Origin of the sequence: Serratia sp. 14-2641 (assembly GCF_001692375.1) — a bacterium.
In the GTDB taxonomy this organism is placed as follows: domain Bacteria; phylum Pseudomonadota; class Gammaproteobacteria; order Enterobacterales; family Enterobacteriaceae; genus Chania; species Chania fonticola_C.
This window is the reverse complement of record NZ_LXKR01000028.1, coordinates 68,825-85,757: the sequence shown is the minus strand read 5'-3', so window position 1 is coordinate 85,757 and position 16,933 is coordinate 68,825. Positions and strand designations below refer to the sequence as shown.

The window sequence follows — 16,933 nt, the reverse complement described above, 5'->3', positions numbered from 1 at the left end:
AACGAAGGAGAGACAACATGTCCCAGGTTGAGAATAAAGCCGGCATCAAGCCGCAGGATCTGACAATGGAAAAGTGGGTGGAATCGCGTATCGCCCGTTTTGAAGGCCGTAAATATGACTGGAACGCACTGAAGTTCCAGGCCGATTACGATCCGAAATACCGCCGGGCGCAGATGCGCTATATCGGCACCGGTGCCACCGGCGTAGTCAGCGACACCAACACCATTCCGGCGGGGAACTTTACCTTCTCCACCATGGTGCTGCCGTCAAAATGTGAGGGGCCATTACACCTGCATGACGACGTTGAAGAAGTGTTCTTTATGCTCAAAGGCAAGATCACACTGATGATCCAGGACGGTGAAGAGTATTACGAAACCATCCTGAAAGAGCGCGATCTGATTTCTGTTCCGGCGGGGGTTTATCGCGGCCTGTTCAATCACGGTGAAGAAGAAGCTCTGATGTGCGTGATGCTCGGTACTGCCAAGCCGGAAACCCCGACTTACCCGGCCGATCACCCGTTGTCGAAAGTGAAGCGTAACTGATGAACAGCTTACCGGAACGCCAGCAGGCGGATTGTGGAGGCCAGCGGCTAAGTTGGCGCGAAGCCGGGCATGGCCGGGCAGTTGTGCTGCTGCATGGCATCAGTTCCGGTTCTGCTTCGTGGGTGAAGCAGTTCAGCGATCGCGCCCTGACAGACGGCCACCGCCTGATTGCCTGGGATGCTCCAGGTTATGGCGGTAGTGCAGCATTGGCACAGACAGAGCCAGATGCTGCCGCTTATGCCAACGCGCTGGCGGGGTTGATCGCCGAGTTGCAGTTACAACAGCCGTTGATTGTGGGGCATTCGCTCGGTGCGTTGATCGGCAGTGCCTTTGCCGCTGCCAACCCAGATAGGCTGAGTGGGCTGGTACTGGCCGATCCAGCTCAGGGCTATGCCACTGCGCCGCTGGAAAAACGCCAGCAGGTATATGGCCAACGCAAAAAGATGATCGAAACGCTTGGCCCACAGGGCTACGGCGAACAGCGTGCGGCAGCATTGTTACGTGAAGATGCGGATCCGCAGGATATTGCCTGGGTACGCAGCGGCATGCAGCAACTTAATCCGGCCGGTTTTCTCAGCGCCGCCTGGATGTTGGCCAATGACGATATCAACCGTTACCTGGTGCGCTATCGCGGCCCGTTACAGGTGTGGTGTGGCAGTGTCGATCGCATCACGCCACCGCAGGGGGCCGCAACGTTGGCACAACAGCAGGATGCGACAATGCGTCTGATTGATGCGGCGGGGCATGCCAGCTATCTCGATGCGCCAGCGCTGTTTAACCGCTATTTGCAGGACTTTACGGGGGCAATCCAACCATGAATTTTCAGATTGAGCGGCGAGTGGCGGTGGTCACCGGAGGATCCTCGGGGATCGGTTTTGAGACGCTGCGTTTACTGCTGGCCGAAGGGGCGAAGGTGGCCTTCTGTGGCCGCAATCAGGACAAACTGGCCAGCGCCGAGGCCAGCCTGCGTGAAGAGTTCCCGCAGGCGGAGATCCTGGCGTTACGCTGCGACGTGCTCGACGCCGAGCAGGTTGCCAAGTTTGCCGAGCAGGTCAGCACGCATTTTGGCGCAGTGGATATGTTGATCAACAACGCCGGGCAGGGGTTTGTGGCGCATTTCGATCAGACGCCGCGCGAGGCCTGGTTACATGAGGCAGAGCTGAAGCTGTTCGGGGTGATCAACCCGGTGCAGGCCTTTTTACCGGCGTTGGAGCGCTCGGATATCGCCTCCATTACCTGCGTTAACTCACTGCTGGCCCTGCAGCCGGAAGAGCACATGATTGCCACCTCGGCAGCCCGTGCCGCGTTGCTCAATATGACGCTGACCTTATCCAAAGAGCTGGTGAGCAAAGGAGTCCGCGTCAATTCCATCCTGCTGGGGATGGTGGAATCGGGCCAATGGCGTCGGCGTTTCGCCGAGCGCCAGGATCAACAACAAAGCTGGGAACAGTGGACGGCGGCGATTGCCGAGCGGCGTGGCATCCCGATGGGGCGTTTGGGTAAACCGCAGGAACCGGCACGGGCGCTGCTGTTTTTAGCCTCCCCCATGTCCTCCTTTACCACCGGCGCGGCGCTGGACGTTTCCGGCGGCTTCAATCGCCATCTCTGACGGGACTGAAAAGATGAAGAAGATCATGATGATTGGCTATGGCGCGATGGCAAAAGAGGTGCTGGCGCGCCTGCCGGAGGGCGTGGCAGTCGGTTGGATCGTGGCACGGGAAGCGCATCATGCCGAGATCGACGCCGCATTTGCCGGGCAGGTGCAGGCGTTGACCCATCCTGACCAGTGTACCGGGCAACCTGATTTGGTGCTGGAGTGTGCTAGCCAGCAGGCGGTCGCCGAGTTTGGTGAGGCCATCGTTAAACGTGGCTGGCGGCTGGCAGTGATCTCTACTGGCGCCCTGGCAGATGCCGCATTGCAGCAGCGTTTGCAGCAGTCCTGCGCACGTTACCACGGGCGGCTGATCGTGCTGTCTGGTGCGGTGGCGGGGATGGATGGCCTGGCTTCGGCGCGGGAAGGCGGGTTGGACAGCGTGACCTATCAGTCCAGCAAAAGCCCGGCCAGTTGGCGCGGCAGCCCGGCGGAAAAAATGATTAATCTGGATGCCGTCAGCGAAGCCCAGGTGTTCTTTGAGGGGTCGGCGCGGGAAGCCGCAAGCATGTTCCCAGCCAACGCCAACGTAGCGGCCACCATTGCGCTCCATGGCTTGGGGATGGATGCCACGCGGGTACGCTTGCAGGTAGATCCGCATACTCAACGTAATACTCACCGCCTACAGGTGTGTGGCCAGTTTGGCGAGTTCCAGATTGAGCTGTGCGGCAACCCGCTGGCCAGCAACCCGAAAACATCAACGCTGGCGGCGCTGAGTGCGGTACAAGCCTGCCGCAGTTTGGTGGACGGCGGTTTTATTGCCTGAATGGCAGGAGCAAAGCATGGAAACGTTAAAGATTTTTCTTGCCGGCCGCTGGTGCGAAGGGCGCGGCGAAGAGATGAGTTCGGTTTTCCCGGCTGATGGCAGCGTGAATGCTCGCCTGCGAGCGGCGAACGTCGAGGATGTGAATGAGGCGGTTGCGGCGGCAGAAAAAGCCTGGCGCGAGCCGAGCTGGCGTGGATTGGTGCCGCATCAACGTGCGGCGATCCTGCATCGCGTTAGCGATTTGATTACTGAACAAGTGGAAGCCCTGGCGCAGTTGCAAACCCGTGACAATGGCAAACCACTGGCGGAAACCCGTGGTCTGGTCATGAGTGCGGCGGCTACGGCTCGCTATTTTGCTGCCGCCTGCGAGGTGTTGGAGGGGGAGCTTCCTACCCAGCGTAACCGTGATGCGATGACGCTGAGCCAGTATCAGCCGCTGGGCGTGATAGCGGCGATCACGCCGTGGAACTCACCGATTGCCAGTGAAATGCAGAAGGTGGCTCCGGCGCTGGCGGCAGGGAATGCGGTGGTACTGAAACCGGCAGAAGCCACGCCGTTAATGGCGCTGAAGCTGGCCGAACTGTTTGAACAGGCAGGCTTGCCTGCCGGATTACTCAGCGTATTGCCGGGCAAGGGCTCGGTGATTGGTGAAGCCTTGGCTCGCCATCCGTTGGTGAAAAAGATCTCCTTCACCGGCGGGACTTCCACTGGCCGTCATTTGGCACATATTGCCGCAGAAAAACTGATCCCTACATCGCTAGAGTTGGGAGGCAAGTCGCCCACTATCGTGCTGGAAGATGCGGATCTGGAACAGGCGGCACGTGGCATCTGCTACGGCATTTTCAGCTCGGCCGGGCAGGCATGTATCGCCGGATCCCGGTTGTTTGTGCACCGTTCGCTTTATCAGCCGCTGTTGGCCCGTTTATGCGAACTGACCGCCGGGCTGCGTATTGGTAACCCGCTGCAAGCCGGTGTCCACCTCGGCCCGCTGATCAGCCACAAGCATCGTCAGAGCGTGGCGGACTACGTGGCCTTGGCTCAGCAGGAGGGGGGGCGGGTGCTCATTGGCGGTGAAGCTCCTGCCGATCCGCAGTTGGCTCAGGGCTGCTACTACCTGCCGACCATTATTGAAGGGCTGAGCAATAGTGCTCGCACCTGCCAGGAAGAGATCTTTGGCCCGGTGCTGGTAGTGTTGCCGTTTGATGATGAACAGCAACTGATCGAACAGGCCAACGACTCGATCTATGGCTTGGCGGCCGGGATCTGGAGCCGTGATTTTGCCCGTACGATGGCGCTGGCGGAACAGTTGGAAACCGGCACCGTCTGGATCAATACCTACAAGACATTCTCGATTTCCACACCGTTTGGCGGCTTTAAACAAAGCGGCCTGGGGCGTGAAAAGGGCTTACATGGCATCCAGGCCTATATGCAGCAAAAGAGTTTGTATCTCTCCCTCAGCAATCAGCCTAACCGCTGGAGCGACTGACGTACCCTACGATCAAAGACAATAAGAAGGCAGATGATGAGCGAAAAAATTACGGTTGGTGAGGCGATAGCCCGAACGTTGGAACAGTACGAGGTGGCGGCAATGTACGGCATCATCTCGATCCACAATCTGCCGATTGCCGATGCCGTTGGGCAGCGTGGCGCGATCCGTTTTGTTCCGGCGCGCGGTGAGGCTGGTGCTGTAACCATGGCTGATGCCCACGGGCGCTTTTCTGGCTTGGGGGTGGCGCTGACCAGTACCGGTGCCGGAGCCGGTAACGCCGTCGGTGCGATGATTGAAGCGCTGAATGCCAATACGCCGCTGTTGCATATCACCGGTCAGGTAGAGAAAGCCTATCTGGACGCCGATGCCGGGTTTATCCACGAAACCAAGGATCAACTGGGCTTCCTGCGCGCCTGTTCGAAACAGGCTTACCGGGTGAACTCGCCAGAGCAGGCGGTCGCGGTGATCCAGCGCGCCATTCTGGATGCTCAGACCGTGCCTTGTGGCCCGGTGGCGGTAGAGATCCCGATCGATATTCAGAACAGCCTGGTTCCCGCCAGCCTGGTAGGGAAGGTGGTACTGCCTCCTGCGCTGCCTGCTGCGGATGAAGCTGCGGTTGAACGTCTTTACCAGCAGGTGAAGCGTGCCAAACGTCCATTGCTGTGGGTTGGTGGTGGTGCGTTGGCCTGTCGTGAGGCGGTGAAACAGTTGGCGGATGCTGGTGTGGTAGTGATCTCCAGCACCCATGGGCGTGGGATTTTACCGGATAGCCATCCGCGCAGCCTGCGTGCCTTCCACAACTCGCCAAGCGTTGAGTCTATCCTGACGCAGTGTGATTTGACGCTGGTGGCCGGTTCCCGCCTGCGGAGTAACGAAACTCGTACCTGGTCACTCCCACTGCCGCGCCCGTTGGTACAGATTGATATCGATCCGGCGGCGGCCAACCGTAATTATCTGGCGGATGAGCAGGTTTATGGCGATTGTTCCGCTTTGCTGAGTGCGCTGGCAGCACGCCTGGCACCCGGCGAGAAAGTGAATGCCGAGTGGGATGCCGAGATTGGCCGTGCGGTTGCGTTGGCCGAAACGGCACTGCGCCAGCAGTCTGGTGAATACGCCAAACTGAATGATGCTATCGCCGCCGCGCTGCCGCAGGATGGCCTGCTGGTACGTGATATCACCGTTTCTGGCAGCGTATGGGGTAGCCGCCTGTTCCGGGCCATCTCGCCTTTATGCAATATTCACTCGCTGGCAGGAGCGATCGGCATGGGGTTACCGATGGCGATCGGCACGGCCATTGCCAATCCGCAGCGTAAAGTGGTTGGCTTGGTTGGGGACGGCGGTTTGGCGCTGGGCCTGGGGGAACTGGCAACCATGGCGCAGGAACAGGCCAATATCACCTTGCTGATCATGAACGACGGCGGCTATGGCGTAATGCGTGGCATTCAGGACAAGTATTTCTCTGGACGCCAGTATTATAACGAACTGCATACTCCGGCGTTCTGCCAGGTGGCAGAGGCGATGGGGCTGAAAGCCTGGAAAGTGAGCGATGCTGCGCAGTTTGGTGGCGTGCTGGCGGAGGCGATTAATTACCCAGGGCCATCGGTGGTAGAGGTTGATATGAAAAGCGTTGGGCCGTTGACCTTCGCTGGCCCACCGCAGAAGCTGTACTGACTGCTTACTCAGTTCCCTCTCTCCAGAGGCGTACTCCCAAGAGAGGGAACATAGAGTTACTTACCGGCAGCGATGCGATCGCGAATGTGCTTGGCACGGGCTTCGGAAGTTGGGTGGCTGTCAAACATGCTGCTTTCATGACCACCGTCTAATTTCGCCAGTTTATCGAAACTGGTAGCCAGGCCAGCAGGATTGATGCCGCGTTTTTTCAGCAGATCGAACGAGTAATCATCCGCATCGCTTTCCTGTTTCTGCGAGAACTGGGCATTGACCAGTTTTTCGCCCAGATCGGCCAACTGCGACTGAGACAATGAGGCTGCTACGCCGCCCGCTGAAGATGCTGCGGTACGTAATGCAACTGTCCCATAAGCGACCTGCATGGCTTTACGAGTGTGGCCCAGCGCAACGTGGCCCATTTCATGGCCCAGTACACCTTCAACTTCGTTATCATCCATCATGTCCATCAGGCCGCTGTAGACGCGGATACAGCCGTTAGCCATCGCCCAGGCATTGACGTCTTTGGTCACGTAAACCTTGTAGTTTGCAGGGGTACCGTTGATATTATCCCCCAACGCTGCGGCGATCTTGTTCAGGCGCTTGGTATATTCGCTGCTTGCTGGCGCGATTTGCTCCTGGCTATCCATCTCTGCGCAGGATTTATCACTGAGTGCCTTGACGTCGCTATCGCTCAGCGTCGCCGCCTGGTAGGCCTGGGCACCGGATTGTAGTAGGGTATCGGTATTAAGGTTTTGACAGCCGCTCAATAAAGCAGTAATGCTCAGTGCAATCAAAGAAGTACGGATTTTCATCGTTCTATCGTCCTGTGATAGTAAAGGGGGGTGGTACTGTGTTTTGCTGCCATTATTCTGCGCATAGCCTAGTGTACGACAGGCTTGGCCGAAATAGCGATATTCCGAAATATGTCCCGAACGTGCGCATTAGTGATGAACTCGCTCTCATTCGGTATTAGGGATTGCTGTTTCAATGCCGAGTCTGAGAAAATAGAAATCTTGATCGCTTTTTTAATCCGACCTGGAGTAAAACATGTCCTCTCGTAAAGAGCTTGCCAACGCCATCCGCGCACTCAGTATGGACGCCGTTCAAAAAGCAAATTCCGGCCACCCGGGCGCCCCTATGGGCATGGCAGATATCGCCGAAGTCCTGTGGCGTGACTACCTGAACCACAACCCTACCAACCCGCACTGGGCTGACCGTGACCGCTTCGTGCTGTCTAACGGCCATGGTTCAATGCTGATCTATAGCCTGCTGCACCTCACTGGTTACGATCTGCCGATGAGCGAGCTGGAAAACTTCCGCCAGCTGCATTCCAAAACTCCGGGTCACCCAGAATATGGTTATACCCCAGGCGTAGAAACCACTACCGGTCCGCTGGGCCAGGGGATCGCTAACGCGATCGGTTTCGCCATTGCCGAACGTACGCTGGCCGCGCAGTTCAACCGCCCAGGCCACGAGATTGTTGACCACCACACCTATGCCTTTATGGGCGATGGTTGCATGATGGAAGGCATCTCTCACGAAGTCTGTTCCCTGGCTGGTACCATGAAGCTGGGCAAACTGACTGCGTTCTATGATGACAACGGCATCTCCATCGACGGCCACGTAGAAGGCTGGTTCACCGATGATACCGCCAAGCGTTTCGAAGCCTATGGCTGGCACGTGGTACGTGGCGTTGACGGCCACAACAGCGACTCTATCAAAGCGGCGATCGAAGAAGCCCATAAGGTCACCGACAAACCTTCCCTGCTGATGTGCAAAACCGTGATTGGCTTCGGTTCACCACACAAAGCGGGCACCCATGATTCCCACGGTGCTCCACTGGGCGCAGCTGAAGTTGCGGCTACCCGTGAAGCTCTGGGCTGGAAATATGCCGCCTTCGAAATCCCGCAGGATATCTATGCCCAGTGGGATGCCAAAGAAGCCGGCAAGGCCAAAGAGGCTGCCTGGAACGAGAAACTCGCCGCTTACGCCAAAGCCTTCCCAGAACTGGCCGCAGAGTTCAAACGCCGCACCAGCGGTGAACTGCCAGCCAACTGGAAAGCGGAAGCGAAGAAATTCGTTGAGCAGTTGCAGGCTAATCCGGCCAACATCGCCAGCCGTAAGGCATCACAGAACTCACTGGAAGCCTTCGGTAAACTGCTGCCTGAATTCCTCGGTGGTTCTGCGGATCTGGCACCAAGCAACCTGACCATGTGGTCCGGCTCCAAGTCTCTGGGTGACGATCTGGCGGGTAACTACATCCATTACGGCGTGCGCGAGTTCGGCATGACCGCCATCACCAACGGTATCGCGCTGCACGGTGGTTTCCTGCCGTACTCTGCGACCTTCCTGATGTTCGTGGAATACGCCCGTAACGCGGTGCGTATGGCTGCGCTGATGAAAATCCGCAACGTGTTCGTCTACACCCACGACTCTATCGGTCTGGGCGAAGATGGCCCGACGCACCAGCCGGTTGAGCAGTTGGCCAGCCTGCGCGTGACGCCGAACATGAGCACCTGGCGTCCTTGTGATCAGGTTGAATCGGCTATCGCCTGGCAGTACGGCATCGAGCGCAATGATGGCCCGACCACGCTGGTGTTCTCCCGTCAGAACCTGACCCAGCAGCCACGTACCGCCGAGCAGTTGGCGAACGTTTATCGCGGTGGTTATGTGCTGAAAGACTGTGCAGGTACGCCGGACGTGATCCTGATTGCCACCGGTTCTGAAGTGGGCATCACCGTTGAAGCCGCCGACAAACTGACCGCCGAAGGGCGTAAAGTGCGTGTGGTATCCATGCCGTCTACCGACGCCTTCGACAAGCAGGATGCGGCCTACCGTGAATCCGTGCTGCCAGCGGCAGTTTCTGCTCGCGTAGCGGTGGAAGCGGGTATCGCGGATTACTGGTACAAGTATGTTGGCCTGAACGGCGCGATCGTGGGCATGACCACCTTCGGTGAATCTGCTCCGGCAGAGCAATTGTTCAAAGAGTTCGGCTTCACCGTCGACAACGTGGTAGCCAAGGCTAACGCGTTGTTGAAATAACGACTGAGCTTTAACTGTGCGAGGGGCGAATATTCGCCCCTTATTTTTTGCTCCCCGGCCACTCTCCTTTCTCTCTCCTCAGCCTAGACAACATTAAGAAATCCTTAATGATTGGATAATCATGGCTGTTGCTGTCCAAAAATCGCCCACCATCACAAAACAGCAACATAGCGAATTAACGGCGTTGCTTAACCACCGTCATTCGCTATATGTTAATTTTTGGTTTTATAAATGTAACCAGGAGTTAATGGTATGTTTTTTAAGATTGGCGTATCTATGGCGGCGGCGGCCGTCTTAATCTCTGCTCCGGCCTTTGCGCAGTTCCCGGCAGGCTACCCGGCCGATTATCAAAAGATTGTCGATGCGGCGAAAAAAGAAGGCAAGGTGGTGGTGTATTCCACTACGGATACCAAAGCCGCAGGGCCACTGATCCAGGGGTTTGAAGCGCTGTATCCTGGCATCAAAGTAGAATACAACGATATGAACAGCACCGAGCTGTATAACCGTTATATCAGCGAGCAGGCGGCTGGGGGCACTAGCGGTGACGTGGTGTGGAGTTCTTCTATGGATACCGCGCTGAAGCTGGCCACCGACTATGCGTTGGAATATGCCTCGCCAGAGCTGGGGCAACTGCCTAAATGGGCCGTGTGGAAAGATAAGGCCTATGGCACGACTTATGAGCCGGTGGTGTTTATCTACAACAAGCGCCTGATCCCGCAGAGTGAGGTGCCGGACTCCCATGCAGCGCTGGCTAAGCTGATTGCCAGCCAGCCGGATAAATTCAAAAAGAAAGTCACCACCTATGACATCGAGAAGTCGGGCCTGGGCTTCATGCTCTCGGTGCAAGACTTCAAGGCCGATCCAAACTACTTCGCTACCTTGGCCGATATCGCCAAGGGCGGGTTGGCCGTGCAGTCTTCCACCGGCACCATGATGGAAAGGGTTTCCTCAGGCGAAAACCTGATTGGTTTTAATATCCTGGGGTCCTATGCCGAGGCGAGAGCCAAAACCGACCCTTCACTCGGTATCTCGTATCCCAAAGACTACACGCTGGTGTTGTCACGTGTGACCTTTATCAGCCAGGAAGCGGCCAACGGCAATGCGGCCAAACTGTGGGTGAACTACGTGCTGTCTGAGCAAGGGCAGAATATCCTGGCCAACAAGGCGGATATCCCCTCCATCCGCAACGATATCGAAGGCAAGAACGACATCGATGGCATGACGCAGATGCTGGGTAAGGCGTTGAAACCAATCCCGGTGGACGAGAGCCTGCTGGAATATCTGGAACCTGCCAAACGCCTGGAGTACATCAAACAGTGGCGTACTGCCGCCGCGAAATAATGGTGGAATTGGGGCACGCCAACCATTGTTACCCCTCACCCCACCCCTCTCCCACAGGGAGAGGGAGCTGGTTCTGTGTTGTGGGTGGGGGCAGAAGCCAATCGGTGGCACGAGTGTTGTGAAGTGACACTAAAGTGAAAGTAGCGCATCCAGTTCCCTCTCTTCAAAAAAGAAAAAGGGAGCCAGTTCGGTGCCACGGTCAGGCTCAGAAGTGAATAGGTAGCACAATCAGTCCCCTCTCCCTGTGGGAGAGGGTTAGGGTGAGGGGAACTGCACAGAATCTTTCCTGCGTTCTCCTTCAGCATGAAGCCTGTATTGCTTAAACAGGGAACTCTACCTCGGTGCATCTCAGGATGCAGGGGATATCACCATCGGGACAGTCTATGAAAGCATTGCGCAACAAGTGGCAGAGCCTGCCGCGCGGCTTGGTGGTGCTGATAACCGCGCTGGTTATCTACGTACCACTGTCGTTTATCGTGATCCAAAGCTTCCTTTCCGCGCCGTTTTTCTCGCCTTCCAAGGTGTTCAGCCTTGAGGCCTTCCGGTTTATCTTTACCGACCCCGATTTCTACAAGGCGCTGAAAAGCGGATTTATTCTGGCATTTGGCCTGGTTGTCATCTCCATTCCGTTAGGTGGCGTACTGGCGTTTTTAATGGTGAGAACCGATTTGCCGGGCCGCCGCTTTATTGAACCGCTGATCCTGGTGCCGATCTTCGTTTCGCCGATGGTGTTGGGCTTTGGCTACGTAGTGGCAGCCGGACCGGTCGGTTTCTTCTCGCTGTGGGCAGAATCCTTGCTGGGTTTTGTGCCCTGGAATATCTATGCGATGGGTAGCATCGTGGTGATCGCCGGGCTGACGCATGTTCCCCACGCTTATCTCTATATTTCATCGGCACTGCGCAGCGTCGGTTCAGATGTTGAAGAGGCCGCCCGCACCGCCGGGGCTTCTCCGTTGCAGGTCATGACCGCCGTCAGCTTGCCCATGGTGCGGCCGTCGATCCTGTATGCCAGCGTGTTGCTGTTCTTCCTGGGGCTGGAAGTGTTTGGGCTGATGCTGGTGCTGGGCGACCCGGAAGGCAACCTGGTGCTGGCGACTTACCTGTATCAACTGACCAACAAGCTGGGTACGCCGTCTTACCATCTGATGGCGGCGGTGGCGGTGGTGTTGATCTGCATTACCATTCCACTGGTGATGCTGCAACGGCGTCTGATGCGAACCGCCAACCGCTTTGTTACGGTCAAGGGAAAAGCCTCTCAGGCCCGTGCATTGCCGTTGGGTAAATGGCGCTGGGTTGCCGGTGGCGTGGTGGTCTTGTGGCTTACCGTTACCATCGGTGTTCCGCTGGTGGGTGTGGTGCTGCGCGCCTTTATTTCCAACTGGGGCGTCGGGGTTTCCATTTGGGATGAGCTGTCGCTCAACACCTTCCGCACCATATGGCAGCAACCTAACCTGCTGCGGGCGATTGTCAACTCGATGGCGATCGGCGTGTTTGGTGGTGCGCTGGCGGTGGTGTGTTATCTGTTTATCGGCATTGCGATGCACCGTAAACCTGACGGCGTGACCCGTTTTCTGGATTACAGCGTACTGGTGCCGCGTGCGGTGCCTGGCTTACTGGCAGGCTTGGCTTTCCTGTGGGTATTCTTGTTCCTGCCGATGTGGCTGGATAAATCGCTAAAAGCCGGTTGGCTCTCCGTGCTGCCGATCGCCGAATGGCTGCGTGAAAACCTGGTGGTGTGGTTACGCTCTCTGCGCAGCACCATCTTCAGCGTCTGGCTGGCTTATACCGTGGTGTGGATGGCTTATGGCCTACGGTTGATCTCATCGACGCTGTTGCAGGTTGCTCCCGAGTTAGAGGAGGCTGCACGCAGCACCGGAGCCTCTCGCGGCCAGATCACGCGCCATGTGACGATCCCGCTCTCCCGCTATGGCCTGATTGGATCCTGGCTGCTGATGTTCCTGATCTTCGAACGCGAATATTCCACCGGGGTCTATCTGCTGTCACCGGGTACGGAAACCATAGGTTCCATGCTGGTTTCCCTGTGGGCGGCGGGGGCGATCGATATTGTCGCCGCGCTCTCTTTTATTAACATCCTTCTGGTCGTGTTAGGACTAGGGATTGCCCTGCGATTTGGAGTGAAAATACATGATTGAGCTTTCGGTAGATAATCTGCACCTGACCTACGGCGATAACCCGGTATTGAAGGGCGTCTCGATGCAGCTCAAACGGGGAGAGGTAGTTTCACTACTTGGGCCGTCAGGCAGTGGCAAAACCACTTTGCTGCGAGCGGTAGCCGGGTTGGAAAAACCCACCCAGGGGAAAATCGTTATTGGCAACAATACCGTCTATAACGGCACGGCGCGCAGCGAGATCCCGGCGGAAGAACGCAATCTGGGCCTGGTGTTTCAATCCTATGCGTTATGGCCCCACAAAACCGTGTTTGATAACGTGGCCTATCCGCTGAAATTACGCAAAACGCCTGCAGCGGAAATTACCCAGCGTGTACAGGCGGTACTCGAACAGCTCGGTCTGGGGCAGTTAGGTAAGCGCCATCCTCATCAGCTCTCCGGTGGTCAGCAGCAGCGTGTGGCGATTGGCCGTGCGTTGGTCTATAACCCACCGGTGATCTTGCTGGATGAACCGTTATCTAACCTGGACGCCAAGTTGCGAGAGGAAGCGCGGGTGTTCCTGCGTGAGCTGATCATCAAACTGGGCCTTTCTGCGCTGATGGTAACCCACGATCAGAACGAGGCGATGGCAATTTCCGATCGGATCCTGCTGCTCAATAACGGCAAGATCGAGCAGCAGGGTACGCCACAGGAAATGTACGGCTCGCCTGCCACCCTGTTCACCGCCGAATTTATGGGCAGCAACAACCGTCTGTTTGGCAAGGTGACGGAGATCCGTGAAGGCAACGCGCGGATCGAAGGTAAAGACTGGGGGCTGTGGGGTAAGGCTGGGGCTGGGTTAACCACTGGGCAGGAAGCAACTGCGGTGATCCGCGTTGAGCGAGTACGCTTGGGGGAAGATCCGCAAGGCAATCAGATCTCGCTACCCCTGCTGACCAGTATGTATCTGGGTGACCGATGGGAATATCTGTTCCGCACGGTGGCAGAGGACTTTGCGGTTCGTGCCTATGGTAGTGAAGTTCGTGGCCAAGAAATGTGCACGCTGTCTCTGCCCGCCGAGCATCTGTGGATTTTCCCCAAGGTATAGCGAGGGGGAACGCAGGGCGAAGAGATCGCCCTGCGGACAATGAGATGCACTTAGCGGCGTAGTTGCGTGAACCGGCGGTAATTACCATTTCAGATTTAAAGTTAATCCCCCTCGCAGCAGCCAGTGAAACAATTCACTGGTGCGAGTAAAGTTCAGTTTCTTCATCGCAGACCGTTTATGCGAGTGCACTGTTTTAACTTTCAGTTGCAGAATATTTGCCGTCTGCGACTGGCTGATCCCTTGCCTCAGATAGTGCAGAACCTGGCGTTCACGTTCGGTCAGGCTCTGGCGATGGCAGGCAGGGCAAAGGTGCGTCCTTTCTTGTGGTAGAGAGTTGAACTGCGAGGCCAGTTTTACCATCCTCAGCATGTCGCCGAGGCTTTGGTTACGGTATAGCGTACTACTCTTGGCGATACAGCGGATGGGGGGAGTAAAGCGTCTTTCAGCTTTATCACGTATCACAAAATAGAGCGGTTGAGGCTCGTCAGCAGGAAAGTGCCGACATAAGTTGGTTCTTTCGCCCTGATACAGCGCCTGAAAAATGATGTCAGGTTTATCTGCGGAGTAACCGCTAAAAAAATTAACCTGTGTGTTCATATCGGTAAAATACTTAGTCAGCCCGTACTGCAGACCGGCTAAGAAGTAGCTATCTTGATCGTTTAATGAGATGGTTATTTTTTTCTTCATGGTCAAATTCCATTTAGCGTTGTGTCTATTTAAATTACCGCGAAGATCGTTTGGGACTCTATAAATGCAATGCGCTAGCTATGAGGGATAACTTATCTGTATAACATGGTATACAAACGTTTTTAATATGCCAAATTAACTCACTTAACCTCATTATATTGGCTTTTAATCTTGAGGATTTAATCTTTACTGGCCGATTGTTGGGGGTGTGTGGTTTTTCATGGCATAGCGTTAAGCTTTTATACTATGCCATTTGCCACTAAAGCATGGCAGCAGATTAGTGGCGGGGTTAATATGCGCTGTTAGTCCTGCTTTATGCAGACCAGGAACGGATTGCTAAACCCTCGAATTAATACTGCGTTGTGGAATAAGGGTACTACTTCCGTATAAATATCAACGAGTTCAATTTCCGGCATGACATATTTTCGCCAGATGTAGTCCGGCGTGGTGTCGGCGGGGTGGACTTGTTCATGAGTGAATTGGACATTGTTACCCCCTTTTATTTCTGATGGCGTGATGGAGAAGGCGGTGTTGCGATCCAGCAGATAGCGAGTGTCATTTTCTTTGATCGAGCCGGAGATGTAGAGCATGCCAGATTTTGATGAGGAAAATATGATGGTAGCACTTGCCTTAAGTACAATATTACTTTTTGCTTTCACCTGCAGCGACACTTGCTGAGTATCGCAGCGGAAGGGTTTTCTATCCTGATGATGAACGTTGAAGTACCACAGGCACATCAGTAAGACGGTAAGGAGTAACGCTGCGCCAATAATTTTTTTCATTTCATTTTACTCAATGGTTTTAAATACTTTGCAATGCTGATAATCGCCTTCAGTCTGGTCTTTTTGACAGGCAGCCAGAAAAGTTATCTTCAATAGTTCGTTATCGGGGCGCTCTTCGGTATAAAAAATGTCTTGCCTGACCAGGTCACAATCCAGTTTTTCTGACTCCAGTATCTTTTTTGCCCTGAACTCTGAGCCGGGGACGGGATCTTTTCTGAGAGAGTAAATATCACATTGTTTATAGGTGCTAATTAATTTTAGCTGAGTTGATGGTGCCCTGAGCAGCAAAGCCAGGCCGATGAAACCCAATACAGCCAGCAGTGCCAGGGTAGGTATCATCATGGTTTTTATGGTCAATTTATCTGGCATGGCCAATGGAAGAGTACCGATGGACTTTTCCTCTTTAGGAGCTCCCTCCTTCTCTGGTTTCGTCACCACTTGTTCCACTTTCTTTATCTTGGCATCGGTTTTTTGTTTTGGTGTGGGGTGAATATCTGCTTCCATTCTAAACCCTATCTTAGGTAGGGTTATAATGATGGGTTTTTCTATCCCCAGGCTAACAAATGATTTTCTCAACTCACTGATGCAGTTGTTCAAGCCTGCGTTGGAAGCAGGAAAACCATAATCCTCCCACGCATTTTTCAGTAACGAATCACGGGATAAGTTAACCCCATTGCTTTTGATAAACTCATTAAGTACTCGGCAAGAGGGTTTTGAGAGTTCAAGAGCCGTTTGATTATTATTGTTTAATGCGAGTGTTCGATGCTCCGGATCAAACACAATGATTAAGTTTATGGTGTATTTCATTTTATAATCAACTTCCTAGGTGTTGTTGATGAGATGATTTTTCTGACTAAGATTAATCTTTCTTTATAAATTTAGGAGAAATCTAAGTTAAGTGTGTGTAGATAGTCAAGTGTGACTTTTGAATTTATTTTTCATCAACATTTACGTTCGTTTCTAATGAGTTAGAAATGCTGGGCATTGATGACTTTTCATTCATTTGCGGTATTTAATGTTAATTAATGTGATTTTCTAGATTAAAAACCTAATATTTTGCATAAGTGCAGATTAATTTGCTGTTTATTGCGATCGTACATAATATTTGTCGGGTCGCCGAAAGCTATGTGTATATGTCCTCAGCGTAACGTATTACGACAGGTAAGAACGGTGACGACCAATAATATGGAGGTGCAGGCTCGACCTGTGCTGTTTTTAGTTAGAAAAAAGGAAAAAACGATGAAATTTTCGCAAATTGCTATGGCCACCTTACTGGCGAGCGGTATCTCATTCGGCGCTCAGGCTGCTACCGGAAACAGCGGTACCGTGACGTTCACCGGAGAAGTCAGGGATTCGCCATGCGACCTGGCTGCGGGTCAGGATGGTGCGGATGTCAAGGTAGATTTTAGTCAGCTTTCCATGTCTGGGTTGAACTCAGGCAGAAGCGTCACCAAGGACTTCAAAATCAAATTGGAGAACTGTGTGATGGATAAGAAAACGGCGGAAATCACCTTCAACAGCACCAACCAGATTGCGGGTAAAAACCTGCTGAAAACCAATGGCAGTGCGACCGGTTTGGGTATCAAGATCAACGATATCACCTTTGGTACGGCGTTGGAACTGACGGGTCTGGGAGACGACAATAATACCCTGACGTATACGGCGATGGTGCAGAAAGCCGATGATGCCACTGCGGTCACCGGGGGTGATTTCACCTCTAGCACCAACTTTGTGATTGCCTATAAATAA

General features: G+C 54.5%; 15 protein-coding genes. 11 read left to right on the top strand and 4 right to left on the bottom strand.

Going from position 1 to position 16,933, the window contains the following annotated elements:
* Positions 1 to 17 precede the first annotated feature (17 nt).
* Genes A6U95_RS10900 through A6U95_RS10875 form a run of 6 tightly spaced genes read left to right on the top strand, consistent with a single transcriptional unit; the run spans position 18 to position 6,119 of the window.
* Entirely contained in the window at positions 18 to 542 is a 525-nt protein-coding gene (locus A6U95_RS10900) for a cupin domain-containing protein (RefSeq protein WP_021179767.1), read from the top strand.
* Positions 542 to 1,360: an alpha/beta hydrolase gene (locus A6U95_RS10895; RefSeq protein ID WP_065684508.1), complete on the top strand. Its 819-nt coding sequence runs from the start codon at positions 542 to 544 to the stop codon at positions 1,358 to 1,360. Before A6U95_RS10900 ends, A6U95_RS10895 begins: the two co-directional genes overlap by 1 nt.
* Positions 1,357 to 2,151 (top strand): SDR family oxidoreductase, encoded by a 795-nt coding sequence (locus A6U95_RS10890; protein ID WP_024528296.1) that lies wholly within the window; start codon positions 1,357 to 1,359, stop codon positions 2,149 to 2,151. Before A6U95_RS10895 ends, A6U95_RS10890 begins: the two co-directional genes overlap by 4 nt.
* A gap of 13 nt (positions 2,152 to 2,164) precedes the next feature.
* Positions 2,165 to 2,959 (top strand): aspartate dehydrogenase, encoded by a 795-nt coding sequence (locus tag A6U95_RS10885; protein ID WP_024528295.1) that lies wholly within the window; start codon positions 2,165 to 2,167, stop codon positions 2,957 to 2,959.
* A gap of 16 nt (positions 2,960 to 2,975) precedes the next feature.
* Positions 2,976 to 4,445: an aldehyde dehydrogenase gene (locus A6U95_RS10880; RefSeq protein ID WP_065684507.1), complete on the top strand. Its 1,470-nt coding sequence runs from the start codon at positions 2,976 to 2,978 to the stop codon at positions 4,443 to 4,445.
* A gap of 36 nt (positions 4,446 to 4,481) precedes the next feature.
* Entirely contained in the window at positions 4,482 to 6,119 is a 1,638-nt protein-coding gene (locus tag A6U95_RS10875; protein ID WP_065684506.1) for a thiamine pyrophosphate-binding protein, read from the top strand.
* 56 nt (positions 6,120 to 6,175) lie between these two features.
* Here the strand turns inward: A6U95_RS10875 and A6U95_RS10870 are convergent, their stop codons facing one another.
* Positions 6,176 to 6,928 (bottom strand): M48 family metallopeptidase, encoded by a 753-nt coding sequence (locus A6U95_RS10870; RefSeq protein ID WP_065684505.1) that lies wholly within the window; start codon positions 6,926 to 6,928, stop codon positions 6,176 to 6,178.
* 235 nt (positions 6,929 to 7,163) lie between these two features.
* On the opposite strand from A6U95_RS10870, the gene tkt reads away from it, so the two are divergent.
* The 4 genes from tkt (at position 7,164) to A6U95_RS10850 (ending at position 13,715) form a co-directional block, all read left to right on the top strand.
* A complete protein-coding gene (gene tkt, locus A6U95_RS10865; protein WP_024528291.1) occupies positions 7,164 to 9,158 on the top strand; it encodes a transketolase in 1,995 nt (664 codons plus the stop codon).
* 252 nt (positions 9,159 to 9,410) lie between these two features.
* Positions 9,411 to 10,499, top strand: a complete 1,089-nt coding sequence (locus A6U95_RS10860) for an ABC transporter substrate-binding protein (RefSeq protein WP_065684504.1) — start codon at positions 9,411 to 9,413, stop codon at positions 10,497 to 10,499.
* A 383-nt stretch (positions 10,500 to 10,882) separates the two neighbouring features.
* Positions 10,883 to 12,652, top strand: coding sequence for an iron ABC transporter permease (locus tag A6U95_RS10855; RefSeq protein ID WP_065684503.1), 1,770 nt, complete (start codon positions 10,883 to 10,885; stop codon positions 12,650 to 12,652).
* Positions 12,645 to 13,715: an ABC transporter ATP-binding protein gene (locus A6U95_RS10850; RefSeq protein WP_065684502.1), complete on the top strand. Its 1,071-nt coding sequence runs from the start codon at positions 12,645 to 12,647 to the stop codon at positions 13,713 to 13,715. The genes A6U95_RS10855 and A6U95_RS10850 overlap by 8 nt, the downstream gene beginning before the upstream one ends.
* 81 nt (positions 13,716 to 13,796) lie before the next feature.
* Here the strand turns inward: A6U95_RS10850 and A6U95_RS10845 are convergent, their stop codons facing one another.
* The 3 genes from A6U95_RS10845 to A6U95_RS10835 all read right to left on the bottom strand — a co-directional run bounded on the left by A6U95_RS10845 (position 13,797) and on the right by A6U95_RS10835 (position 15,991).
* Complete coding sequence (locus tag A6U95_RS10845; protein ID WP_065684501.1) at positions 13,797 to 14,402, bottom strand: LuxR family transcriptional regulator; 606 nt, start codon at positions 14,400 to 14,402, stop codon at positions 13,797 to 13,799.
* 302 nt (positions 14,403 to 14,704) lie between these two features.
* A complete protein-coding gene (locus A6U95_RS10840; RefSeq protein WP_065684500.1) occupies positions 14,705 to 15,184 on the bottom strand; it encodes a hypothetical protein in 480 nt (159 codons plus the stop codon).
* A gap of 6 nt (positions 15,185 to 15,190) precedes the next feature.
* The gene (locus A6U95_RS10835; protein WP_065684499.1) at positions 15,191 to 15,991 is read right to left on the bottom strand and encodes a winged helix family transcriptional regulator; all 801 of its coding nucleotides are present in this window, start codon (positions 15,989 to 15,991) and stop codon (positions 15,191 to 15,193) included.
* A 432-nt stretch (positions 15,992 to 16,423) separates the two neighbouring features.
* On the opposite strand from A6U95_RS10835, the gene A6U95_RS10830 reads away from it, so the two are divergent.
* Entirely contained in the window at positions 16,424 to 16,933 is a 510-nt protein-coding gene (locus A6U95_RS10830; RefSeq protein ID WP_065684498.1) for a fimbrial protein, read from the top strand.